Consider the following 22,996-nt stretch of genomic DNA (forward strand, 5'->3'; position numbering starts at 1 on the left):
CCTTCCCGAAGTCCCCATCTGCAGGACATCCGCCGCGTTCGCGGCCTTCTGTCCTGCATGTGGAGTTCGATGACCATGAGTGTGGAAACTCAAAAAGAGACCCTGGGCTTCCAGACCGAGGTGAAGCAGCTGCTGCACCTGATGATCCATTCCTTGTACTCGAACAAGGAAATCTTCCTCCGTGAGCTGATCTCCAACGCCTCGGACGCCGCCGACAAGCTGCGCTTCGAGGCCCTGGCCAAGCCCGAGCTGCTCGAGGGTGGCGATCCGCTCAAGATCCGCCTGTCCTTCGACAAGGACGCCAAGACCGTCACCCTCGAGGACAACGGCATCGGCATGAGCCGCGAGGAAGTCATCGCCCACCTGGGCACCATCGCCAAGTCCGGCACCGCCGACTTCCTGAAGAACCTCTCTGGCGACCAGAAGAAGGATTCGCACCTGATCGGCCAGTTCGGCGTGGGCTTCTACTCGGCCTTCATCGTCGCCGACCAGGTCGAGGTGTTCACCCGTCGCGCCGGCGCTGCCGCCAGCGAGGGCGTGCACTGGTCGAGCCGCGGCGAGGGCGAGTTCGAAGTCGCCACGATCGACAAGGCCGAGCGCGGTACCCGCATCGTCCTGCACCTGAAGAGTGGCGAGGAAGAGTTCGCCGACGGCTGGCGCCTGCGCAACATCGTCAAGAAGTACTCCGACCACATCGCCCTGCCCATCGAGCTGCCGAAGGAACACTACGGCGAAGACAAGGATAAGCCGGCCGAGCCGGAGTGGGAAACCGTCAACCGCGCCAGCGCGCTGTGGACCCGCCCGCGCACCGAGGTCAAGGACGAGGAATACCAGGAGTTCTACAAGCACGTCGCCCACGACTTCGAGAACCCGCTGTCCTGGAGCCACAACAAGGTCGAAGGCAAGCTGGAATACACCTCGCTGCTCTACGTGCCGGCCCGCGCACCGTTCGACCTGTACCACCGCGAGGCACCGAAGGGCCTGAAGCTCTATGTGCAGCGCGTGTTCATCATGGATCAGGCCGACCAGTTCCTGCCGTTGTACCTGCGCTTCATCAAGGGCGTGGTCGACTCCAACGACCTGTCGCTCAACGTCTCCCGCGAGATCCTGCAATCCGGCCCGGTGATCGACTCGATGAAGTCGGCGCTGACCAAGCGCGTGCTGGACATGCTGGAGAAGCTGGCCAAGGACAAGCCCGAGGACTACAAGGCCTTCTGGAAGGCCTTCGGCCAGGTGCTCAAGGAAGGCCCGGCGGAAGACTTCGCCAACAAGGAGAAGATCGCCGGACTGCTGCTCTTCGCCTCCACCGCCGACGAGAGCGGCGAGCAGAGCGTGGCCCTGGCCGACTACATCGGCCGCATGAAGGAAGGCCAGGACAAGGTCTACTACCTCACCGGCGAGACCCATGCGCAGATCAAGAACAGCCCGCATCTGGAAGTCTTCCGCAAGAAGGGCATCGAGGTGCTGCTGCTGACCGACCGCATCGACGAGTGGCTGATGAGCTACCTGACCGAGTTCGACGGCAAGCACTTCGTCGACGTCGCCCGTGGCGACCTGGACCTGGGCAAGCTCGACTCGGAAGAGGACAAGAAGGCCCAGGAAGAGGTGGCCAAGGCCAAGGAGGGGCTGCTGGAGCGCCTCAAGGGCGCGCTGGGCGAACAGGTCAAGGAAGTGCGGGTATCGCATCGTCTGACCGACTCGCCGGCGATCCTCGCCATCGGCGAGCAGGACCTCGGCCTGCAGATGCGCCAGATCCTCGAGGCCAGCGGGCAGAAGGTGCCGGAGTCCAAGCCGATCTTCGAGATCAACCCGGGCCACCCGCTGATCGAGAAGCTGGATGCCGAGGCCGACGAGGACCGTTTCGCCGACCTCTCGCACATCCTCTTCGACCAGGCCGCCCTGGCCGCCGGCGACAGCCTGAAGGACCCGGCCAGCTACGTACGACGCCTGAACAAGCTGCTGGTCGAGCTGTCCGCCTGACCGGCAGTGCCGTGAAAAGCCCGCTTCGGCGGGCTTTTTCATGCCCGCGAAAAATAGCGCTGGAGCTTGCTCGATGATGGCTATCTAATGGCTCTTTCCAGGTGCCAGTGCCTGGCGCCGGCCCGTGCGGGCCTGCTTAACTTGCCATCGTCTATCCGTGCCCGCTGCCCCTATGTCGTACCTGACCAGCCTGTTCCTGCTCGACGCCGACCCCAGCCTGCTGCTGTTCGGCAGCTACGACCCCTGGCTGGTGCTGCTCTCGGTGCTGATCGCCGCCTTCACCTCGGCCATGGCCCTGCAGGTGGCGGGCATGGCCCGGATCAGCCAGAGCCCGGCGGTGCGCCAGGTGGCTATCATCACCGGCTCGCTGGCCCTGGGCGGCGGCGTCTGGGCCATGCACTTCATCGGCATGCTGGCCTTCCAGCTGTGCGTGCGGGTGGAGTACGCACCGGGGCTGACCCTGCTGTCCATGCTGCCCAGCCTGGGCGCCTCCTGGGTCGCCCTGCAGCTGCTGGCGCGGCGCCAGGTCACGGCCGCGCAGCTGGTCGGCAGCGGCGTGCTGGTGGGCGCCGGCATCGGTGCCATGCACTACAGCGGCATGGCGGCCATGCAGATGGCGCCGCTGCTGCGCTACGACCCCTGGTGGTTCGCCCTGTCGATCGGGGTGGCGGTGGTGCTGGCGATCCTCGCCCTGTGGGTACGCTTCGGCCTGCGCGGTCGCGGCTTGGGCATCTGGGCGGTGGTCCTCGGTGGCCTGGTGATGGGCCTGGCGATCAGCGGCATGCACTACACCGGCATGGCCGCGGCGCGCTTCGTCGGTGTGGCCGAAGGCGACGGCGCCAGCGAGCACAGCCTGTACCTGGCCCTGGCGGTGGCGCTGATCACCGTCTCGCTGGCCATCTTCGTCGCCGCCGCCAATGGCCTGTTGCGCTATCGCCAGCTGGTCGGCCAGCTGCGCGACAACGAAATGCGCCTGCGCGCCACTCTGAACACGGCGGTGGACGGCATCATCACCATCGATGAGCGCGGCCTTATCCGCGACATCAACCCCTCGGTCGAGCAGCTGTTCGGCTGGCGCGCCGACGAGCTGGTCGGGCGCAACATCAGCATGCTGATGCCCGAGCCGCACCATTCCGCCCATGACGGTTACCTGGAGCACTACCGGCGCACCGGCGAGGCCCGCATCATCGGCGTCGGCCGCGAGGTGGAGGGGCGGCGCAAGGACGGCAGCCTGCTGCCGATGCGCCTGGCCATCGGCAAGGCCTGCCTGCCGGGGCAGACCCTGTATGTCGGCTTCATCAGCGACATCAGCGAGCGCAAGGCGATGGAGCGCGCCCTGCGCGAGCGCGAGCAGCAGTACCGCTCGCTGATCGGCAATCTCCCCGGGGTGGCCTTCCGCTGCCTGCTGGACCGGGACTGGAGCATGCTGTTCATCAGCGATGCGGTGGAGCGCCTGAGCGGCTGGCCGGCGCAGGAGTTCATCGAGCGGCGCTGCAGCTTCAACGGGTTGATCCATCCGGACGACCGCGAGCGGGTCAGCCAGGTGGTGCATGCGGCGATCGCCGCCGGGCGCAGCTACGAGGTCGAGTACCGCCTGCTGCGCCGCGACGGCCGCGAGGTCTGGGTGTGGGAGGGCGGTGGTGCGGTAGCCGACGAGGAGGGGGCGCCGCACTGGATCGACGGGGTGATGCTGGACATCACCGAGAGCAAGCTGCGCAACGCCGAATTCGAGGGCACGGTGGCCGCCATCGGGCGCGGCCTGGCGATGGCCGAGTTCGACCTGCAGGGGCACGTGCTCAACGCCAACCAGAATTACCTCGAGCTGATGGGCTACAGCCTGGAGGAGATCCGCGGCCAGCACCATCGCATCTTCTGCGAGCAGGCCTTCGTCGACAGTGGCGCCTACGACGAGTTCTGGGCGCGCCTGGCGCGCGGCGAGCTGGACAGCGGCGAGTACCTGCGGCTGGCCAAGGGCGGGCGCGAGGTGTGGATCCAGGCCTCCTACAACCCGATCTTCGATGCCGACGGCAAGCCGTTCAAGGTGGTCAAGTTCGCCACCGACCTCAGCCAGCGCCGCGAGATGGAGGAGGCCCTGCGCGACGCCAAGGAGCGCGCCGAGCAGGCGGCCGAGGCCAAGACCACCTTCCTCGCCAACATGAGCCACGAGATCCGCACACCGATGAACGCCATCATCGGTTTCACCGAGCTGCTGCTCGGCACCCGCCTCGACGACCTGCAGCGCCGCCACCTGGGCACCGTGCGTCAGGCCGCGCGCTCGCTGCTCGGCCTGCTCAACGACATCCTCGACACCGCCAAGCTGGAGCGTGGCGCGGTGGAGCTGGAGAGCCTCGACTTCTCCCTGCCCGAGCTGTGTCGCCAGGTCTGCGACGCCCTGCGCCTGAGCGCCGAGGCCAAGGGACTGAGCCTCAGCCTGGACTACCAGGCCGGCCTCGGCGAGCACTTCCGCGGTGACCCGCTGCGCATCCAGCAGGTGCTGACCAACCTGGTAGGCAACGCGGTGAAGTTCACCGAAAGCGGCTGGGTGCGCCTGGAAGTCAGCGGCGCGCCGGGCAAGGTCCTGCTCGCCGTGCGCGACAGCGGCATCGGCATCGCTGCGGACCGCCTGCAGCACATCTTCGACCCCTTCGCCCAGGCCGATGCCTCGATGAGCCGGCGCTTCGGCGGCACCGGCCTGGGCACCACCATCGCCCGCCAGCTGACCGAGCTGATGGGCGGACGCATCACCGTGGAGAGCCGCCTGGGCGAAGGCAGCCTGTTCCGCGTCGAGCTGCCGCTGCCGGCCGGCCAGGCCAGCGCGGCTGCGCCGCGGGCCGCCAGCCTCGGCCTGCCGCCGCTGCGCATCCTGGCCGCCGACGATGTGCCGCAGAACCTCGAACTGCTCAGCCTGACCCTCGGCCAGCTCGGCCACCGCGTGGTGACCACAGGCGATGGCGAGGAGGCGCTGGCGGCCTTCTGCGCCGGTGGTTTCGACCTGCTGCTGATGGACGTGCAGATGCCGCGCCTGGACGGCCTGGAGGCGACCCGGCGGATTCGCCAGGAGGAGGCACGGCAGGGGCTGGCGCCGACGCCGATCATCGCCCTGACCGCCAGCGTGCTGGAGCAGGACCGTCTCGCCGCGCGCGAGGCCGGCATGGACGGTTTCGCCTCCAAGCCGCTGGAGATGGACCAGCTGCTGGCTGAGATGGCCCGCGTCATCGGCCTGGCGCCGGCGCCGTCGGTGCCGCCGTCGGCCGCCGAGGCCGCGCCGGACATCGCCATCGACTGGCCGCGCGGCCTGCAGCTGTGGGGCAGCCAGGCGGCCATGGTCGCCGCCATCCGCCGCTTCCTCGACGAGCATCGTGCCAGCTGCGTGGACATCGAGCGCCTGCTGCAGGATGCCGAGCCGCAGGCCGCCATCGAACTGGTGCACCGCCTGCGCGGCGCCGCCGCCAACCTCGCGCTGCTGCGCGTCAGCCGCCTGGCCGGGCAGCTGGAACATGCGCTCAAGGGCAAGGTGGCCGCCTCGGCCGGCGGGCTGCTGCTGGCCCTGCAGGCCGCCCTGGGCGAGTTGCCGGGCGAGTTGCCGCAGGAGCAGGCGCCGCCTGCGGAAGAAGCGGCACCGTTACCGGCACTGGCCGAGCTGGCGCCGCTGATCGAACAGGCGCGCGCCGCCCTGGGCCACGGCGAGCTGGCCGAACAGGCCCTGCAACGGCTGATCGCCGCGCTGCCGACCGCCCAGGCCAGGGGCCTGGAGCAGGCGATCGACGATTTCGACTTCGAGCGCGCCGACGCGCTGCTGGCCGAGCTGCTCGGCTGGCTGGAACTGCAGTCCGGAGTAGCCCCATGATCCGACCCGCCGATACCCGTCCCACGCTGCTGCTGGTGGACGACGAACCGACCAACCTGCAGGTGCTGCGGCAGATCCTGCAGGACGACTACCGCCTGCTGTTCGCCAAGGACGGCGACAAGGCCCTGGAACTGGCCGCGCGCGAGGCGCCGGCGCTGGTCCTGCTGGACGTGATGATGCCGGGCATGACCGGCCACGAGGTCTGCGCCCGGCTCAAGGCGCAGCCGGCCACGGCGGCCATCCCGGTGATCTTCGTCACCGCCCTGGCCGATGTCGAGGACGAGGCGCGGGGCTTCGAGGTCGGCGCGGTGGACTACATCACCAAGCCGGTCAGCCCGGCCATCGTGCGCGCGCGGGTGCGCACCCATCTGTCGCTGGTGCGGGTCGACGAGCTGCGCCAGACCCGTCTGCAGATCGTCCAGCGCCTGGGCCTGGCGGCCGAGTACAAGGACAACGAGACCGGCCTGCACGTCATCCGCATGAGTCACTACACCCACCTGCTGGCCAGGGCCGCCGGGCTCGGCGAGGTGGAGGCGGACGACCTGCTGAACGCCGCGCCGATGCACGACGTCGGCAAGATCGGCATCCCCGACGCCATCCTGCAGAAGAACGGCAAGCTCGACGAGGCCGAGTGGCAGGTGATGCGCCAGCACGCGCAGATCGGCGCCGAGATCATCGGCGAGCACGAGTCCGGACTGCTACGCATGGCCCGCAGCATCGCCCTGACCCACCACGAGAAGTGGGATGGCAGCGGCTACCCCAACGGCCTGGCCGGCGAGGCCATTCCCCTGGAGGGGCGCATCGTCGCCATCGCCGATGTGTTCGATGCGCTGACCAGCGTGCGCCCCTACAAGCCGGCCTGGCCGGTAGAAGAGGCACTGGAGTTCCTCCGTCGCGAGAGTGGCCGGCACTTCGATCCGCAACTGGTCGAGCTGTTCCTCGGCATCCTGCCGGCGATCCTGGAAGTGAAGGAGCGCTGGGCGGAGACGGAGTAGGGCACAATGGCCGCCTCGTTCCTCTGGAGACCCTCATGAGCCTGCCCAGCTGGGAGCTGCTGTCCTACATAGTCACGGTGGTGGCGCTGCCGTTCGCCATCGGCGTGTTTCTCTTCGAGCAGCGCAAGGAGCGCGAGAACGAGGAGGAGGCCATCTGGCAGCAGATCTCCGACGCCTACATCGACTTCCTCGAAGTGGTACTGGCCAACCCGGACCTGCGCCTGCGCAGCCAGAACGCCACGCCCGATCTCAGCGACGAGCAGCGTGAGCGCATGTGGGTGATCTTCGACATGCTGATCTCGCTGTTCGAACGCGCCTACCTGCTCGCCTACCAGGACGACATGGACGCCAAGCAGCGCCGGCGCTGGCATTCCTGGGAGGACTACATGCGCGAGTGGAGTCGCCGCGAGGACTTCCGCGAGCGCCTGCCGCACCTGCTGCGTGGCGAGGACCCGGACTTCGCCGCCTATATCCGGCGCCTGGCCGACGAGGAGGCGGCGCTGGCCCAGGCCGATCGCTAGCCCAGCCGGTGCTGTGCCTAGCCGGGCAGCTCGATGCGTGCCTGTTCGCCCGGCACCTGCGGCCAGTCGCCGGCGGCCCAGCGTTGCTTGGCCTGTTCCAGCTGCTGCGCGTCGCTGGCGACGAAGTTCCAGAACATGCGCCGCGGCCCCAGCGGCTCGCCGCCGATCAGCGCCAGGTGGCATTCGCCGCAGGCGGAAAGCAGCAGTTCCTCGCCCTCCGGCAGCACGGCCAGGCCGCGCAGCGGCAGGTCGTCGCCTTCCAGCTGGGCCTCGCCCTCGATCAGGTACAGCGCGCGCTCGCGGTGCTCGGCGGGAATCTGCAGGCTGGCGCCGGCGGCCAGCTTCAGTTCGGCGTAGAGGGTGGGCGAGGGCACCGGCACCGGCGACTGCAGGCAGAAGCCTGTGCCGGCGATCAGGGTGATGGCGACGCCCATGGCCTCGTGGCGCGGCAGGCTGGCGGCGGGGTGGTGGCTGTAGCCCGGTTCGCACGTCTCCAGCTCCTGCGGCAGGGCCAGCCACACCTGCAGGCCGTGCAGCCGTGAACCCCTCTGCCGCAGCTGAGCGGGCGTGCGCTCGACATGGGCGACGCCGCGGCCGGCGGTCATCCAGCTGACGTCACCGGGTTGCACCCGTTGGTCGGAACCCAGGCTGTCCTTGTGCTGCAGCTCGCCGTCGAACAGGTAGGTGAGGGTGGACAGGCCGATATGCGGGTGCTGGGCGATGTTCATGCCGCTGTCGGGGGCATAGACCTTTTCCAGCATATGGTCGAAGAACACGAAGGGGCCGACGCTGCGGCACTTGGCCGACGGCAGCGGGCGCAGGATCGGCTGGCCGGCGATGTCCTCGGCCCTGGGGCGGATCAGCAGCAGCTCGCTCATCTCAGGCCTCGCCCAGGCGGGTTTCCACCTGTACTTCGGCGCTGGTCATCAGCTTGTGCACCGGGCACTTGTCGGCGATGCGCAGCAGCTGCTGGCGCTGCTCCTCGTCCAGGGCGCCGTGCAGGTCCAGTTCCACGGCCAGGCGGTAGATGCCCTGGCGCTCCTGGCTGTCGTCGCGGACCACGCGCACGTCCAGGCTATCTAGCGCCAGGCCCTTCTGCCTGGCGTAGAGCATCAGGGTCAGGGCCTTGCAGGCGCCGAGGGCGGCGTCGAACAGGTCGTGCGGCTCGGGGCCGGAGGCCGTGCCACCGAAGGACTCGGGTACGTCGGTGTGCAGCAGATGCTCGCCGATCTCGATGCTGTGGCGCAGGCCGGACTCGGTACTGATGCGGATCATGGTGGCTCCCGGGCTAGGTTGGATGGCTCCAGCCTAGCCCAGGCGGCGCGTCTCAGACCAGCACGGAGAGGCGCACATCGGCGCCCAGCACGCGCAGCAGACGGCCATCGCCACCGAGGATGGGTACCGAGACGGTGAAGCAGAAGTCGTCGGTGGCCGAGGAGCGGTAGACCGGGGTGATATGGCTGCGCAGGTCATCCGCCACGCTGCGGAACCAGGGGCGCTGGCTCCAGTCGCGGCCCCGGCAGCTCGGAGCGTCCTGGTGCGGCACGTCGGCGGCGAAGATGTTTTCCGAGAGCTGCACGCCGCTGGCGTCGACCAGGTAGAACAGCTCGAAGCGTGCATCGCGGCGCAGGGTGTCGGCCAGCAGGCGCTCGGCGCCAGCCACCTCGCCGGCCAGGCGCGCGTCGCCGGCCAGCTGCTCGACGCTGCGTTGCACCGCCCGGTGCAGCTCCAGGCGGAAGTCGCCCAGGCCCTGCAGCAGGCGGTCGCCGTCCTCGCGCACGGCCTGGCTGTGGCGCAGTACCTGGCCGGCCTTGCCGAGCAGGTCGCCGGCGACCTGGGCGATCTGCTGCACGTCGCCGTTGATCGAGCGCACCGCCGCGCCGATCTGCTCGGTGCCGGTGGCGATATGGCCGACCCGCTCGTCCAGGCGGTCCATGGCCTGGCGCGTGCTGTCCAGGCCGCTGCCGACCTGCAGCATGCCGGCACGGCCGTCCTCGACCGCCCGGTGCATGCGCTCGCCGGCGCCGCCGAGCTGGTCCATGCCGTCGCGGAAGCGCTCGATGATCTGCCCGACCTGGCCGGTGGCCTCGGTGGTGTGGCCGGCCAGGCGGCGCACTTCCTCGGCGACCACGGCGAAGCCACGGCCGTGCTCGCCGGCGCGGGCCGCCTCGATGGCCGCGTTGAGCGCCAGCAGGTTGGTCTGCTGGGAAATGCTGGCGATCACGCCGATGACCTTGCTGACCTCTTCCAGCTGCGCGGTGAGGTTGCCGATCACCTCGGCCAGTTCCTGCTCGCAGGCGCCGATGGCCTCCACCTGGCGCAGTACGCTCTGGCCGCTCTGCTGGCACTGGCGCAGGGTGCTGGCGACTTCACCGGAGAGCCGCGCCACCTCGGCGGCGCCGGGTACCAGCTCGGCGTCCAGGGTGGTGGTGACCTGCTCGCTGGCGCTGGCGATCAGCTCCGAGGACTGCGCCAGGCTCTGCCCGCTGGCCTGGTTGGCGCTGGCGATGCTGGCCAGCTGCGGGGCGTGGGCGGCGATGCCGACGGCGGCACCGAGGCTGGTGCGGATGCGCTGGTGCAGGCCATCGCTGAAGCGGTTGAGGCGGCCCATCCAGGGCTGCTGCTCGGGCAGGCGGGTGGTCAGGTCATGGCCGCTGAAGAGGGCGGCGAGGGCTTCTTCGTCCCGCTCGCGGCGTGAGGGTTTGCGCAACAACTGCAGCATGGTGCATCTCCCTGAGAGTTCTGCGGGGAGAAGTGCAAGCCGGGTGCCACCATGCACTGTGCGCTGCGTCACAAGGCTGGCGCCGACGGTCCGCCGTCAGATTTGCGCCAATTCGGCTCGCCGGGCGCTATTGCGGTGCATTGGGCCGGTACCACAGCACCTTGCGCTGGAACGGCGTCTGTGGCGGCAGGTCGGGGTTTTCCAGCTCGATCACCTTGCGCTGGTCCAGTCTGGCGCGTTCCAGGGTGGCGCCGTGGTGCTGCTGGAACAGCGCAGCAAAACTGCCGTCGGCGATCATCGCCTCCAGCCCGCGTTCCACCGCCTGCGCCAGGTCGGCACGGGCGCGCGAGGTGAAGAAGTAGAAGGCGGTGGGGTAGTGAATGGCGATGTGCTCGTCGACCTCCAGCGCCAGCCCTTCGCGGGCGGCCTGGGCCTGTTCGTTCCAGACCACCACCACTTCGCGCGGGAACAGGTCGAAGCGCCCGGCATCGAGCATGCGGAACAGGCTGTCGTAGCTCTGGCTGGTGATCACCTGCAGGCCGTTGCTGCGCAGGATGCGCGTGTCGGGCCAGTCGGCGCGCTGGCCGAAGCGCAGCGGTCTGAGATCATCCAGACCCTGCACCTGGGCCAGCCAGTTCTTGTCTTCGCGCCGTACCAGGGGGATGCGCCAGCCGATCAGGCCCTTGTAGATCGGAATGCGCACCGGCAGCAGGCTCTCCTCGCGGGCGCGGGTGGTCATGCTCCACATCAGCTGCACGCTGCCGTCGTTCTGCTCCAGCGACTGCTCGGCGCGGCTCTGCGGCATCGGCCGGGGTGAGGGGCGCAGCTGGTAGTCGCCGCCGCTCCTGGCCAGGGCCTGCTGCAGCAGCTCGACCACATAGGCCTCGGGGTCGACGCCGTTGGAGTGCAGCGGATAGGTCAGGGTCTCGGCGGCCAGCGTGGGCGAGAACAGGACGAGCAGGGCGGCGAGGCGGGGCAGGGTCATGCGCAGGCACTGGCGAGGTGGCGTAGAGGCATGATGGCCCCTGGTTGCGCCGGCCGCCAGTGAACGGCGGCGCAAGCTGGCAGTCTACCCTTGCTCGATCGCCAGGGAGGACCGCCATTGTTCGTTCATCGACTGCTGCTCGGCGGCCTGCTCGCGCTCTGCGCGCTGCAGGCCAGCGCCCGCGACTACCGCTTCAGCGACGCCCACCTGCATTACGTCGATTTCTTCCAGGAGAGCGAGGGCATGGCCCCGCTGTTGCGGGCCATGGACGCCGGGCGGGTCGAGCATGCGTTGATCACCGGTATCCCGGTGGCCAAGAAGTGGCACGAGGACGAGCCCAAGCGCCCGCGCTATTACGCCGGCGACGATGCCGGCGCCTACTGGTACAGCGCCACCGACGTGCTGGTGGCGGCTGCGGTGAAGCGCCTGCCGGCCGAGCAGCGCCGGCGCCTGCATCCCTTCCTCAGCGGCTTCAACCCCACCGACAAGAATGCCGACGCGCATATCCGCCGCATGCTGGAGCTGGACCCCGGTTTCTGGCAGGGCATCGGCGAAGTCTTCACCCGCCACGACGACCTCACCGCGCTGACCTACGGCGACACCCCGCGGGCCAACAACGAGGCCATGACGCGGGTCTACCACCTGGCCGCCGAGTACGACCTGCCGGTGCTGTTGCACAGCAACATCACCTCCAAGCGCGAGCGCAACCCGCTGTACCTGGCGGAGCTCGAGGAGCCACTGCGCAACCACCCGCACGTGCGCTTCATCTGGGCACATGCCGGCACCAGCCTGGAGATCCATCGACACCAGGAGCGGCTGGAATTCCTCCTGCCGACGCTGGAGCGCCTGCTCGCCCAGTACCCCAACCTGTACATCGACCTGTCCTGGAGCGTGCTGCGACCCTATCTGCTGGATGCCGAGGGGCGGGCCGACCCGGCCTGGCTGCAGCTGGTACGTCGCTACCCGACGCGCTTCATGCTCGGCTCGGACGTGGTCGGCCGCTTCGATGGCCTGGGCAACTACTTCGCCGAGTTCCGCCCCTTCCTCGATGCCCTGCCGGAGGATGTGGCGCGGCGGGTGGCGCGCGGCAACTTCCTCGCCGTGCTGCCACGCCAGCGCCGGGCCGAGTTGGCGGACTGACTGTCATCAGCCTGTAACCGCGGCGTCATAGCCTCGCGCCCGATCTTCCAACAAGGAGCGCGAGATGAAACTGTTCAGCCTGACCGTCCTGGCCCTGGGCCTTTCCGCCAACCTGGCCCTGGCCGAAGTGCGTGTCGAGGGGCCGATCGAGTACGGCGTATTCGCCACCCAGTTCAAGGATCCGCAGCCGGGCGAGCGCGTGCTGACCCGTGCCAACCAGCCGATCGAGCAGACCGACCAGGTGCCGGCGCGGCTGGGCACCAAGTTCGGCGTGCGCTACCGCCTGGTCGGCAAGACCGAGACGGAGCAGCCGCTGACCCTGATGTACTTCACTCCCGGCCTGGTGGGCCCTGACGGCAAGCGCCAGGACAAGATCGAGCTGATGCAGAAACTGGTGGTCGGCGCGCCGCAGGACGTGATGGCCTTCGAGTTCACCGAACACCACGAGGTGGTGCCGGGCGAGTGGCAGTTCATGGTATTTCAGGGCGACCGCAAGCTGGTCGAGCAGCGCTTCCAGGTGCGCTGATCCCCGGCATGTCGTACCCAGGCCCGGCCGCAGCAGCGCCCGGGCCTTTCGCGTTATGGGCAGTTGGCTCAAGGCGTGGCGGTGACGGCCGATACGCAGAGGGCGAGACGGATCTCTCGCTTTCCAGGCCGGCGCCAAGACCTGCCACAGCTTGCGACTATCCTCAGATTGCCCAGCAACCATCAGGAAACCCGTCATGTCTCTGAGAAATATGAAAATCGCCACACGAGCCGGCCTGGGCTTCGCCATCCTGGCACTGCTGGTGGTGCTGGTCGGGGGCTTCTCCCTGCTGCAGATGAAGCGCATGAATGGCGCCGCGGCCGAGGTCAAGGAGGTCTGGCTGCCCAGTATCGTGGCGCTCAACGACATGGGGCAGAACATCCTGCGTATCCGTACGGCCACCCTGCGCCTGATCGTGATTCGCGAGCCGGCCGCCCTGGCGCAGAACACCGCTCTGATCAACCAGCTCAGGTCCGACCTGGGCCAGGCACAGGCGCGCTACGAGGCACTGCTCAGCCTGGATGAGGAGCGCCGGCTGTATGAGCGCTACCAGCAGAAGCAGTCGGCCTATTTCAGCGAGCAGGAAAAGCTCATGAGCTTTTCGGCTCAGGACGATGTCGACTCGGCGATCGCCGTCGCCAGCGGCGAGCTCAACCAGCATGCCGCGGACATGGCGGCCCTGCTGCGCGACCTGACCGAGCTAAACAACAACGGAGCCGCGGAGGCGGCCCAGCTCAGCAGCGAAGTCTACGCGGATGCGACGCAGCTGGTGATCCTGCTGATAGTCGCGGCACTGGCGGCGACCATCTTCCTGGCCCTGATGCTGACCCGCAGTATCGTGCGCCCCCTGGGCGAGGCGGTGGCGGTGGCGCAGGTGGTGGCTTCCGGCGACCTGACGCAGAAGTTCGACATCATCGGTGAGGATGAACCTGCGCAGTTGCTCAGTGCTCTGCGTGGCATGCAGCAGAGCCTGCGCAACACCATCCAGAGCATCGCCGACTCCTCCAACCAGCTGGCATCCGCCTCCGAGGAGCTGCACGCGGTCACCGAGGACTCCACCCGTGGCCTGCATCAGCAGAACGCCGAGATCGAGCAGGCTGCCACTGCGGTGAACGAGATGACCTCGGCAGTGGAAGAGGTGGCGCGCAATGCCGTCAGCACCTCGGAGGCTTCGCGCGAGTCCGACCGTACGGCCCAGCATGGCCGCGAGCAGGTGCGCCAGACCGTCGATTCCATCAGCCGTCTGGCCACCGAGGTGACCGATAGCGCCCATGAGGTCGAGCAGCTGGCGCAGCAGGTACGCAACATCAGCCAGGTGCTCGACGTGATCCGTGCCATCGCCGAACAGACCAACCTGCTGGCCCTCAATGCCGCCATTGAGGCGGCGCGCGCCGGTGACGCCGGCCGTGGCTTCGCCGTGGTGGCCGACGAGGTGCGCGCACTGGCCCATCGCACGCAGCAGTCGACCCAGGAAATCGAGCAGATGATCGGTGGCATTCAGCAGGGGACCGAGCGTGCTGTCGGTGCCATGCAGCAGAGCACCGGGCGTGCCACTTCCACTCTGGAGCTGGCGCAGGCCGCCGGGCGCGCCCTGGACGAGATCGCCCAGGCGATTTCCTCGATCAACGAGCGCAACCTGGTGATCGCCAGCGCATCCGAGGAGCAGGCGCAGGTCGCCCGCGAAGTGGACCGCAACCTGGTGAACATCCGCGACCTGTCGCTGCAGACCTCGGCCGGGGCCAACCAGACCAGCGCCGCCAGTCAGGAGCTTTCGCGCCTGGCCGTGGACCTCAACGGGCTGGTGGCACGCTTCCGCATCTGAGTTGCGCACAACGAAAAACGGCGCCCGTGGGCGCCGTTTTTCATGGGGCGGGTAATCAGCCCTGGTAACGCTGCAGGATCAGCGTGGCGTTGGTGCCGCCGAAACCGAAGCTGTTGCTCATCACGGTGTTGAGCTGGGCGTCGCGGGTTTGGCGCTGGATCGGCAGGTCGGCCAGTTCTGGGTCGATCTCCTCGATGTTGGCCGAGCCGGCGATGAAGCCGCCCTGCATCATCAGCAGGCAGTAGATCGCCTCGTGCACGCCGGCGGCGCCCAGCGAGTGGCCGGACAGGCTCTTGGTCGAGCTGATGGCCGGTGCCTTGGCGCCGAACACTTCGCGCACCGCACGGGCCTCGGCGGTGTCGCCGACCGGGGTGGAGGTGCCGTGGGTGTTGAGGTAATCGATCGGCGCACTGACGGTGGCCAGGGCCTGCTGCATGCAGCGCACGGCGCCTTCGCCGCTAGGCGCGACCATGTCGTAGCCGTCGCTGGTGGCGCCGTAGCCGACGATCTCGGCGTAAATCTTGGCGCCGCGCTTGAGCGCGTGCTCCAGTTCCTCGACCACCACCATGCCGCCACCGCCGGCGATGACGAAGCCGTCACGCTTGGCGTCGTAGGCGCGCGAGGCCTTCTCCGGGGTTTCGTTGTACTGGGTGGAGAGGGCGCCCATGGCGTCGAACAGACAGCTCTGGCTCCAGTGTTCCTCTTCGCCGCCGCCGGCGAACACCATGTCCTGCTTGCCCATCTGGATCTGCTCCATGGCGTGGCCGATGCAGTGGGCGCTGGTGGCGCAGGCGGAGGAGATGGAGTAGTTCACACCCTTGATCTGGAACGGCGTGGCCAGGCAGGCCGACACGGTGCTGCCCATGGTGCGCGGCACGCGGTATGGGCCGATGCGCTTGACGCCCTTCTCGCGCAGGATGTCGATGGCTTCCATCTGGTTCAGGGTGGAGGCACCACCGGAGCCGGCGATCAGGCCGACGCGCGGGTGGGAGATTTCCTCCAGGCTGAGGCCGGCATCCTTGATCGCCTGCTCCATGGACAGGTAGGCGTAGGCCGCGGCATCGCCCATGAAGCGCAGGACCTTGCGGTCGATCAGCTCTTCCAGGTTGAGGTCGACGGAGCCGGACACCTGGCTGCGCAGGCCCATTTCGGCATATTCCGGGTTGAAGCGGATGCCTGCCTTGCCGGCGCGCAGGTTGGCGGAGACGGTGTCTTTGTCATTGCCCAGGCAGGAAACGATGCCCAGACCGGTGATCACGACGCGGCGCATGCGGAAATGTCCTTCAGAAACTGTCGGTAGAGGTGAACAGGCCGACGCGGAGGCCTTCGGCGCTGTAGATCTCGCGGCCATCGACGGCCACGCTGCCGTCGGCAATGCCGAGGATCAGCGAGCGGTTGATGGTGCGCTTGATGTGGATGTTGTAGGTGATCTTCTTGGCGGTCGGCAGGACCTGGCCGAAGAACTTCACCTCGCCCGAGCCGAGGGCGCGGCCGCGGCCGGGGTTGCCCTGCCAGCCGAGGTAGAAGCCAACCAGCTGCCACATGGCGTCGAGGCCCAGGCAGCCGGGCATCACCGGGTCGCCCTCGAAGTGGCAGGCGAAGAACCACAGGTCGGGATTGATGTCGAGTTCGGCGACGATCTCGCCTTTGCCGTATTTGCCGCCGGTCTCGCTGATGTGCACGATGCGGTCGATCATCAGCATGTTGGGGGCGGGCAACTGCGCATTACCTGGGCCAAACAGTTCGCCGCGGCTGCAGGCGAGCAATTCTTCCCGGGTATAGGCGTTTTGCTGGGTCATGCGAACTCCTCAATGGTCCCCTCGGCGGGGCTAAGCTGCGCCGCGGGTTTTCTTGTGTAGCGGCAGACTAGTCATAGACTGTTGCGCCTAGGTGAAAGTCACAGCGCAGTGTGAACAGTTGTAAACAGCCTGTTCTTGTCGCAGATCATCACTCGCCCGACTCTAGCATTCCCGCGCCGGCCGTGGTGCGCTTGCCCAGCCAGCGCAGCAAGATGCGCTCCAGATCGGCGCGCTTGAAGGGTTTGGCCAGGTAGTCGTTCATCCCGGCCTGCAGGCAGGCCTCGCGGTCACCCTGCAGGGCGTTGGCGGTGAGGGCGATGATCGGCGTGCCGCCGTGCGGGTGCAGGCGGCGGATCTGCCGCGTGGCCTCGTAGCCGTCCATCACCGGCAGGCGGCAGTCCATCAGCACGGCGGCGAAGCGCTGTGCGTCGAAGCTGCCGACCGCCTGGGCACCATCGCCGACCAGGGTCACCCGGTAGCCGAGGCTGCGCAGCATGGCCTCGATCACCGTCTGGTTGACCGGGTTGTCCTCCACCAGCAGCACTTCCTGGCCGTCGCCGGACTGGCTGTCGTCCTCAGGCGAGGGCATGGCAGCGCTGTGGCGCGGGCTGAAGGGCAGGGGGATTTCCAGGGTGAAGACCGAGCCCACGCCTTCCTGGCTGCTGGCGTGCAGGGTGCCGCCCATGCGCTCGGCCAGGGTGCGGGCGATCGACAGGCCGAGGCCGGTGCCGCCATAGCGCCGGGAGATCGAGGTGTCGGCCTGCTGGAAGGCGTCGAACATGTGCTCCAGGCGCTGCGGGGCGATGCCGATGCCGCTGTCGTGCACGGCGCAGGTGAACCACAGTACCTCGTTGTCCAGCGGCTGCCAGCGCGTTTCGATGCGGATGCCGCCTTCCTCGGTGAACTTCAGCGCGTTGCCCAGCAGGTTGACCAGGATCTGGCGGATGCGCGTCGGGTCGCCCTGCACCTCGAAGTCCTCCAGACCGGCCTGGTTCTCCAGGCGCAGGTAGAGGCCGCGCTGCTGCGCGCTGTGCTGGAACACCTGGATCGAGCCCTGCAGCAGCTCCAGCAGGTTGAAGGGGATGCGCTCCAGTTCCAGGGCGCCGCGCTCGATGCGCGAGAAGTCGAGGATGTCGTTGATCACCTTGAGCAGGTGTTCGGTGGACTCGGTGGCCAGGGCCGCGTATTCGGCCTGCTCGCCGGTCATCTCGGTGGTTTCCAGCAGCTGCAGCATGCCCAGCACGCCGTTCATCGGGGTGCGCAGCTCGTGGCTCATCATGGCCAGGAAGTCCGACTTGGCGCGGCTGGCCTGTTCGGCCTGCTCGCGGGTCTGGATCAGCTGCTGCATGGCGCTGTGCTGCTCGCGGCTGGCCTGGGCGAGCTCGGCCGCCAGGTTGTTGATGTGCCGCGCCAGATCGCCCAGTTCGCTGGTGTCGGTTTCCGGCAGGCTGGTGTGGTAGTCGCCAGCCTTGATCGCCTGCAGCGCCCGTCCCATCTCGATGATCGGGCCGGCCAGGCGCCGCGCCAGCTGGCGTGCCAGCAGGAAGGTCAGCAGCAGGGCGAACAGGGCCAGCACCGTGGCCTTGAACAGGATGGTCTGCTGGCGGCTGGTGAAGGCCTCGTCGGACATGCCGACCACCACCCGGCCCAGGTACTGCTCATCGGCGCCGTTCGCCGCTGCCTGCTCGATGGGGGCGTGGAACACTTCCACGCGTGCCGCGCTGTCCTCGCCATGCCGCTCGACGTAGACCAGGATGTTCTCGGCCTTGTCGCGCACTTCCAGGAAGCGTACGTGCGGGGTCTTCAGGGTGGCGCGCAGCAGGGTCTCCAGGGCCTGCGGGTTGCCGGCGGCGATCCCGTGCTCGGCGGCCGGCGCCAGCTGGTCGGCCACCCGCTGGCCGGTCTGGTCGATTTCCGCGCGCAGGTCCTGCAGCCGCGAGTGGGTGAACAGGCCGGTCAACAGCAGGGTCAGCAGCAGGGCCGGGCCGACGCTGATCAGTTGGGTGCGGGTGTGGATGTCCCACTTGCGGCCGAAGGTCATGGCTGCGCTCTCCCGCCGGGGAGGATGGGCATGCCGGGACGGGTGCCCGCGGGAGCGGCCGGGGGCAAGCCGGGGAGGGAAAGGAAACTGTGCACGGAACGGCCTTGTTCTCTGCCTGACTGCGGCATGTTAACCGAGAAGGCAGGCTTTGCCAGCGCATGCGCTGCGATGGCAGTCACGCACGGTACTGGCCGGTCGGGCGATGCTTCGTGATAATGCCGCCATTCGCCATCCCGATGGCCCGTTGTGGAATTCCTATGACCGAGCAACAACCCGTTGCAGTACTGGGTGGCGGCAGCTTCGGCACCGCCATCGCCAACCTCCTGGCCGCCAACGGCCAGCGCGTCCTGCAGTGGATGCGCGACCCCGAGCAGGCCGAGGCCATGCGCACCCAGCGCGAGAACCCGCGCTACCTCAAGGGCATCAAGCTGCTGCCCGGGGTCGAGCCGGTAACCGACCTGCCGACCACCCTGGCCGCCTGCGAGCTGGTGTTCGTCGCCATTCCTTCCTCGGCGCTGCGCAAGGCGCTGCAACCGGTGGCCGGGCTGCTGGCCGGCAAGCTGCTGGTCAGCACCACCAAGGGCATCGAGGCCGAGGGCTTCAAGCTGATGAGCCAGATCCTCGCCGAAGTGGCGCCGCAGGCGCGCATCGGCGTGCTGTCCGGACCCAATCTGGCGCGCGAGATCGCCGAGCATGCGCTGACCGCCACCGTCATTGCCAGCGAGGACGAGGAGCTCTGCCAGCGCGTGCAGTCGGCCCTGCACGGCCGCACCTTCCGCGTCTACGCCAGCCGCGACAGCTTCGGCGTGGAACTGGGCGGCGCGCTGAAGAACGTCTACGCCATCATCGCCGGCATGGCGGTGGCCCTGGGCATGGGCGAGAACACCAAGAGCATGCTGATCACCCGTGCCCTGGCCGAGATGACCCGCTTCGCCGTCAAGCTCGGCGCCAACCCCATGACCTTCCTCGGCCTGGCCGGCGTGGGCGACCTGATCGTCACCTGCTCCTCGCCCAAGAGCCGCAACTTCCAGGTCGGCCATGCCCTCGGCGAGGGCCTGAGTCTGGAGGATGCGGTGGCGCGCCTGGGCGAGGTGGCCGAGGGCGTCAACACCCTCAAGGTCCTGAAGCACAAGGCCGAGGAGTTGCAGGTCTACATGCCCCTGGTCGCCGGTTTGCATGCCATCCTGTTCGAGGGGCGTACCCTGGAACAGGTGATCCAGGCGCTGATGCGCGGCGAGCCGAAGACCGACGTGGACTTCATTTCCCCCAGCGGATTCTGAGAAGGAGAGCGACATGAGCGACGAAAGCAAGGAACTGGAGCGCGAGTCCATCGGCCTGCGCATTGTCTGGATGGTGATCTTCGCCATCGTCTGGCAGCTGGCGGAAATCGTGCTCGCCGGCGTGGTGCTGCTGCAGCTGGGCTACCGCCTGTTCTACGGTGCGCCCAACGCCGGCCTGCAGGGCTTCGGCGACAGCCTCAGCCAGTACCTGCAGCAGATCGGCCGCTTCGGCACCTTCAACAGCGAGGAGAAGCCCTGGCCCTTCGCCGACTGGCCGACCCCGCGCGTACCGCAGGACAACGAACCGCACAGCATCCCGCCGGCGCCGCACCCGGTGCGCGACGAAGAGCCCAAGCTGTGAAACTCTGGCTGCTGCGCCATGGCGAGGCCGAGCCGCGTGCGCGCAGCGACGCGGAGCGGGCGCTGACCGAGCGTGGCCGCAAGGAAGTGCGCAAGAGCGCCGAACGCCTGCGTGGCCAGGCGCTCGCGCATATCCTGGTCAGCCCCTACCGGCGCGCCCAGCAGAGCGCCGAACTGGTGCGCGAGGCGCTCGGCCTGAGCCTGCCGCTGACCACGGTGGACTGGGCCACCCCCGACGACTCGCCGCGCAACGCCGTGCTGCAGCTCGACCAGTACGCGGGCGACTGCCTGCTGGTCAGCCACAACCCGCTGCTCGGCAGCCTCGGCGGTCTGCTGGTGCATGGCTATCTGCAGGAACCCCTGGCATTGCACACCGCCAGCCTGGTCGAGCTGGAAGGCGAGTCGAGCGTGCCCGGCCTGATGACGCTCAAGAGCCTGTATCACCCCCACTAGTCGGCCAGGGCGGCCTGTCGGCGCTTCTGTAACATTTCTCTACTTGCGATGCCTCCTGACGCATGGAATATTCAACCAAGCAAGTGCTTGGTTGCTCCCTGTGACAAAAACAATAAACAAGGAGGCCCCGTGGCCAGTGCAGTCCGTTTGCCGCTCGAAGTGTTTTTCGAGCGCGAGTCGCGTCACCCGAACAAGACCTACCTGATCCAGCCCCTCGGCGCCGGACAGGTGGAGCAGCTGACCTGGGCCGAAGTGGGCGAGCAGGCCCGGCGCGCGGCGAGTTGGCTGCGCAGTCTGGAGCTGGAGCAGGGCAGCAAGATCGCCATCATTTCCAAGAACTGTGCGCACTGGATAGTCGCCGACCTGGCCATCTGGATGGCCGGGCACGTGTCGGTGCCGCTCTATCCCAACCTCACCGCCGAGTCGGTGCGCCAGGTGCTGGAGCATGCCGAGGCCAGGGTGGCCTTCATCGGCAAGCTCGACGACTGGCCGGCCATGGCTCCCGGCGTGCCGGAGCAGGTCACCACCGTGGCCCTGCCGTTGCACCCGCACGGTCGCTACGACCGCACCTGGCAGGACCTGCAGGCCTGCGCGCCGATTCAGGACACCCCCAGGCCGCGCGCCGAGCAGCTCGCCACCATCATCTACACCTCCGGCACTACCGGCATGCCCAAGGGTGTGATGCACAACTTCGGCAACTTCGGCTTCACCGCCAGCCACGCCACCGAGCTGTTCGGCGTGCGCGAGGACGACCGGGTGCTGTCCTACCTGCCGCTGTGCCACGTGGCCGAGCGCATGTTCGTCGAGCTCAATTCGTTGTACAGCGGGCTGACCGTGTACTTCGCCGAGAGCCTGGATACCTTCCTCGACGACCTGCGCCGCGCCCGTCCCACGGTGTTCTTCGGCGTGCCGCGGATCTGGACCAAGTTCCAGATGGGCGTCTATTCCAAGATGCCGGCCAGGAAACTGGACTTCCTGTTGTCCATTCCGCTGCTCGGTCGCCTGATCGGGCGCAAGGTGCTGCGTGGCCTGGGCCTGGACGCGGTGCGCTACGCGCTGTCCGGCGCCGCGCCGGTGCCCGAGGCACTGCTCAACTGGTATCGCCGCCTGGGCCTGGAGCTGCAGGAGGTCTACGGCATGACCGAGAACTGCGGCTATTCCCACGTGTGCCGCCCGGGCAAGTTCAAGCAGGGCTGGATCGGCCAGAACAACCCGGGCGTCGAGGTGCGCATCAGCGAGGTGGGCGAGGTGCTGGTGCGCAGCGGCTCGACCATGCAGGGCTACTACAAGGAGCCGGGCAAGACTGCCGAGACGCTGACCGAGGATGGCTTCCTGCGCACCGGCGACAAGGGCGAGCAGGATGCCGAGGGCAATCTGCGCCTGACCGGGCGGATCAAGGAAATCTTCAAGACCAGCAAGGGCAAGTACGTGGCCCCGGCGCCGATCGAGAACCGCCTGGCCGTGCACAGCCATATCGAGCAGGTCTGCGTGGTCGGCGACGGCCTGCCTCAGCCGCTGGCCCTGTGCGTGCTCTCCGAGGCCGGGCGCAAGGAGCCGCGCGAGCAGCTGGAGGGCAGCCTCAAGCGCCTGCTGGAGGAAACCAACCTGGCCCTGGACAAGCACGAGCAGCTCAACGGCCTGGTGCTGGTGCCCGAGGTCTGGGCGGTGGACAACGGCTTCCTGACGCCGACGCTGAAGATCAAGCGGGCTTCGGTGGAGAACGCCTATGGCCCGCACTTCGATGCCTGGGGGCAGCGCCGCGAGGGGGTGGTTTGGCATCAGCAGGCCGGCTGAGTCGCGCGGCCCCGGAAAAGGCCCGGTCCCGCGACCGGGCCTTTTGCTTTGGGGCAACGCCTGTTTCGGTGCGAGAATCCGCGCCTGCCGCCGACAGGAGAGACGATGAACCGCGATGCCTACAACAAGGTCGCCCAGCAGTGGGGCGAGGCGCGCTCGGGCTTCTTCAAGAACGAGCGCCACTACCTGGACACGCTGCTGGCTCCGCTGCCGCCGGGTTCCACCGTCCTCGACCTGGGCTGCGGCACGGGGCGGCCGATGGCCGAGCAGGTGGTCGCCAGCGGCCATCGGGTGATCGGCGTGGACCAGTCCGAGGCGATGCTCGAACAGGCCCGCCGGCGCCTACCTGACCAGTGCTGGCTGCTGTCGCCGATGGAGCGCTACGTGCCGGACCGGGACTTCCAGGCGGCGATCATCTGGGACTCGATCTTTCACCTCCCGCGCAGCGAGCATGCCGGGATCCTGCAGCGGGTCGTCGAGCGGCTGCCTGGTGGCGGCCGGCTGATGCTGACAGTGGGTGGCTCCAGCCATCCGGCGTTCACCGACTTCATGTTCGGCGTGGAATTCTTCTACGACTCCAACCTGCCGGAAGAGACCGAACAGATCCTGCGCGATTGTGGCTGCCGGCTGCTGATCGGTGAGTTCATGAACCTGCCGGACGGCGCTCGCAACAAGGGCCGTTACGCGATAGTCGCGGAAAAGCGCTGAGGCTCCCGGGGCAAAAAAAAGCC

At 68.0% G+C, this 22,996-nt stretch carries 19 protein-coding genes; 12 read left to right on the plus strand and 7 right to left on the minus strand.

Going from position 1 to position 22,996, the window contains the following annotated elements:
* The first annotated feature begins 75 nt into the window (after positions 1-75).
* The 4 genes from htpG to DMO17_RS16825 all read left to right on the plus strand — a co-directional run bounded on the left by htpG (position 76) and on the right by DMO17_RS16825 (position 7,343).
* On the plus strand, positions 76-1,980 hold the full coding sequence (gene htpG / locus DMO17_RS16810; protein ID WP_110683762.1) for a molecular chaperone HtpG: 1,905 nt from the start codon (positions 76-78) through the stop codon (positions 1,978-1,980).
* A gap of 172 nt (positions 1,981-2,152) precedes the next feature.
* Complete coding sequence (locus tag DMO17_RS16815; RefSeq protein ID WP_110683629.1) at positions 2,153-5,827, plus strand: PAS domain S-box protein; 3,675 nt, start codon at positions 2,153-2,155, stop codon at positions 5,825-5,827.
* Positions 5,824-6,822, plus strand: coding sequence for an HD-GYP domain-containing protein (locus DMO17_RS16820; RefSeq protein WP_110683630.1), 999 nt, complete (start codon positions 5,824-5,826; stop codon positions 6,820-6,822). The genes DMO17_RS16815 and DMO17_RS16820 overlap by 4 nt, the downstream gene beginning before the upstream one ends.
* A gap of 35 nt (positions 6,823-6,857) precedes the next feature.
* The gene (locus tag DMO17_RS16825) at positions 6,858-7,343 is read left to right on the plus strand and encodes a hypothetical protein (protein ID WP_110683631.1); all 486 of its coding nucleotides are present in this window, start codon (positions 6,858-6,860) and stop codon (positions 7,341-7,343) included.
* Positions 7,344-7,360: 17 nt separating this feature from the next.
* Here the strand turns inward: DMO17_RS16825 and DMO17_RS16830 are convergent, their stop codons facing one another.
* From DMO17_RS16830 to DMO17_RS16845, 4 genes are all read right to left on the minus strand, one after another.
* The gene (locus DMO17_RS16830; RefSeq protein ID WP_110683632.1) at positions 7,361-8,221 is read right to left on the minus strand and encodes a pirin family protein; all 861 of its coding nucleotides are present in this window, start codon (positions 8,219-8,221) and stop codon (positions 7,361-7,363) included.
* A gap of 1 nt (position 8,222) precedes the next feature.
* Positions 8,223-8,618: an OsmC family protein gene (locus DMO17_RS16835; RefSeq protein WP_110683633.1), complete on the minus strand. Its 396-nt coding sequence runs from the start codon at positions 8,616-8,618 to the stop codon at positions 8,223-8,225.
* Positions 8,619-8,670: 52 nt separating this feature from the next.
* Complete coding sequence (locus DMO17_RS20250) at positions 8,671-10,065, minus strand: methyl-accepting chemotaxis protein (RefSeq protein ID WP_110683634.1); 1,395 nt, start codon at positions 10,063-10,065, stop codon at positions 8,671-8,673.
* 127 nt (positions 10,066-10,192) lie between these two features.
* Positions 10,193-11,050 carry a substrate-binding periplasmic protein gene (locus DMO17_RS16845; RefSeq protein ID WP_110683635.1) on the minus strand — a complete coding sequence of 286 codons (858 nt, stop codon included), beginning with the start codon at positions 11,048-11,050 and terminating at the stop codon, positions 10,193-10,195.
* A gap of 117 nt (positions 11,051-11,167) precedes the next feature.
* Between DMO17_RS16845 and DMO17_RS16850 the strand changes: the two genes are divergently transcribed.
* The 3 genes from DMO17_RS16850 (at position 11,168) to DMO17_RS16860 (ending at position 14,538) form a co-directional block, all read left to right on the plus strand.
* Positions 11,168-12,190, plus strand: a complete 1,023-nt coding sequence (locus tag DMO17_RS16850; RefSeq protein WP_110683636.1) for an amidohydrolase family protein — start codon at positions 11,168-11,170, stop codon at positions 12,188-12,190.
* A gap of 64 nt (positions 12,191-12,254) precedes the next feature.
* The gene (locus DMO17_RS16855; RefSeq protein ID WP_110683637.1) at positions 12,255-12,716 is read left to right on the plus strand and encodes a DUF3859 domain-containing protein; all 462 of its coding nucleotides are present in this window, start codon (positions 12,255-12,257) and stop codon (positions 12,714-12,716) included.
* A 196-nt stretch (positions 12,717-12,912) separates the two neighbouring features.
* A complete protein-coding gene (locus tag DMO17_RS16860) occupies positions 12,913-14,538 on the plus strand; it encodes a methyl-accepting chemotaxis protein (RefSeq protein ID WP_110683638.1) in 1,626 nt (541 codons plus the stop codon).
* A 55-nt stretch (positions 14,539-14,593) separates the two neighbouring features.
* Here DMO17_RS16860 and fabB read toward each other — a convergent pair whose 3' ends face one another.
* From fabB to DMO17_RS16875, 3 genes are all read right to left on the minus strand, one after another.
* Positions 14,594-15,808 (minus strand): beta-ketoacyl-ACP synthase I, encoded by a 1,215-nt coding sequence (gene fabB / locus DMO17_RS16865; protein WP_110683639.1) that lies wholly within the window; start codon positions 15,806-15,808, stop codon positions 14,594-14,596.
* 13 nt (positions 15,809-15,821) lie between these two features.
* Complete coding sequence (gene fabA / locus DMO17_RS16870) at positions 15,822-16,337, minus strand: 3-hydroxyacyl-[acyl-carrier-protein] dehydratase FabA (protein ID WP_110683640.1); 516 nt, start codon at positions 16,335-16,337, stop codon at positions 15,822-15,824.
* 148 nt (positions 16,338-16,485) lie between these two features.
* Positions 16,486-18,378 carry an ATP-binding protein gene (locus tag DMO17_RS16875; protein ID WP_110683641.1) on the minus strand — a complete coding sequence of 631 codons (1,893 nt, stop codon included), beginning with the start codon at positions 18,376-18,378 and terminating at the stop codon, positions 16,486-16,488.
* Between the two features lie 257 nt (positions 18,379-18,635).
* Here DMO17_RS16875 and DMO17_RS16880 point away from each other — a divergent pair, with 257 nt between their 5' ends.
* The 5 genes from DMO17_RS16880 (at position 18,636) to DMO17_RS16900 (ending at position 22,973) form a co-directional block, all read left to right on the plus strand.
* The gene (locus DMO17_RS16880) at positions 18,636-19,658 is read left to right on the plus strand and encodes an NAD(P)H-dependent glycerol-3-phosphate dehydrogenase (RefSeq protein WP_110683642.1); all 1,023 of its coding nucleotides are present in this window, start codon (positions 18,636-18,638) and stop codon (positions 19,656-19,658) included.
* A gap of 13 nt (positions 19,659-19,671) precedes the next feature.
* A complete protein-coding gene (locus tag DMO17_RS16885; RefSeq protein ID WP_110683643.1) occupies positions 19,672-20,019 on the plus strand; it encodes a DUF4389 domain-containing protein in 348 nt (115 codons plus the stop codon).
* A complete protein-coding gene (sixA, locus tag DMO17_RS16890; RefSeq protein ID WP_110683644.1) occupies positions 20,016-20,471 on the plus strand; it encodes a phosphohistidine phosphatase SixA in 456 nt (151 codons plus the stop codon). The genes DMO17_RS16885 and sixA overlap by 4 nt, the downstream gene beginning before the upstream one ends.
* 129 nt (positions 20,472-20,600) lie before the next feature.
* On the plus strand, positions 20,601-22,265 hold the full coding sequence (locus DMO17_RS16895) for an AMP-binding protein (protein ID WP_110683645.1): 1,665 nt from the start codon (positions 20,601-20,603) through the stop codon (positions 22,263-22,265).
* 105 nt (positions 22,266-22,370) lie between these two features.
* Entirely contained in the window at positions 22,371-22,973 is a 603-nt protein-coding gene (locus DMO17_RS16900) for a class I SAM-dependent methyltransferase (protein ID WP_110683646.1), read from the plus strand.
* Positions 22,974-22,996: the final 23 nt, after the last annotated feature.

This window comes from Aquipseudomonas alcaligenes, assembly GCF_003205495.1.
Classification (GTDB): domain Bacteria; phylum Pseudomonadota; class Gammaproteobacteria; order Pseudomonadales; family Pseudomonadaceae; genus Aquipseudomonas; species Aquipseudomonas alcaligenes_B.

What these genes read in the sequence shown, in the direction of transcription:
- fabB (WP_110683639.1), bottom strand. Translation starts at nt 15,808, where the DNA reads ATGCGCCGCGTCGTGATCACCGGTCTGGGCATCGTTTCCTGCCTGGGC.
- htpG (WP_110683762.1), top strand. Translation starts at nt 76, where the DNA reads ATGAGTGTGGAAACTCAAAAAGAGACCCTGGGCTTCCAGACCGAGGTG.
- DMO17_RS16880 (WP_110683642.1), top strand. Translation starts at nt 18,636, where the DNA reads ATGACCGAGCAACAACCCGTTGCAGTACTGGGTGGCGGCAGCTTCGGC.
- DMO17_RS16830 (WP_110683632.1), bottom strand. Translation starts at nt 8,221, where the DNA reads ATGAGCGAGCTGCTGCTGATCCGCCCCAGGGCCGAGGACATCGCCGGC.
- DMO17_RS20250 (WP_110683634.1), bottom strand. Translation starts at nt 10,065, where the DNA reads ATGCTGCAGTTGTTGCGCAAACCCTCACGCCGCGAGCGGGACGAAGAA.
- DMO17_RS16900 (WP_110683646.1), top strand. Translation starts at nt 22,371, where the DNA reads ATGAACCGCGATGCCTACAACAAGGTCGCCCAGCAGTGGGGCGAGGCG.
- DMO17_RS16885 (WP_110683643.1), top strand. Translation starts at nt 19,672, where the DNA reads ATGAGCGACGAAAGCAAGGAACTGGAGCGCGAGTCCATCGGCCTGCGC.
- DMO17_RS16875 (WP_110683641.1), bottom strand. Translation starts at nt 18,378, where the DNA reads ATGACCTTCGGCCGCAAGTGGGACATCCACACCCGCACCCAACTGATC.
- DMO17_RS16815 (WP_110683629.1), top strand. Translation starts at nt 2,153, where the DNA reads ATGTCGTACCTGACCAGCCTGTTCCTGCTCGACGCCGACCCCAGCCTG.
- DMO17_RS16860 (WP_110683638.1), top strand. Translation starts at nt 12,913, where the DNA reads ATGTCTCTGAGAAATATGAAAATCGCCACACGAGCCGGCCTGGGCTTC.
- DMO17_RS16835 (WP_110683633.1), bottom strand. Translation starts at nt 8,618, where the DNA reads ATGATCCGCATCAGTACCGAGTCCGGCCTGCGCCACAGCATCGAGATC.
- DMO17_RS16855 (WP_110683637.1), top strand. Translation starts at nt 12,255, where the DNA reads ATGAAACTGTTCAGCCTGACCGTCCTGGCCCTGGGCCTTTCCGCCAAC.
- fabA (WP_110683640.1), bottom strand. Translation starts at nt 16,337, where the DNA reads ATGACCCAGCAAAACGCCTATACCCGGGAAGAATTGCTCGCCTGCAGC.
- DMO17_RS16825 (WP_110683631.1), top strand. Translation starts at nt 6,858, where the DNA reads ATGAGCCTGCCCAGCTGGGAGCTGCTGTCCTACATAGTCACGGTGGTG.
- DMO17_RS16845 (WP_110683635.1), bottom strand. Translation starts at nt 11,050, where the DNA reads ATGACCCTGCCCCGCCTCGCCGCCCTGCTCGTCCTGTTCTCGCCCACG.
- DMO17_RS16820 (WP_110683630.1), top strand. Translation starts at nt 5,824, where the DNA reads ATGATCCGACCCGCCGATACCCGTCCCACGCTGCTGCTGGTGGACGAC.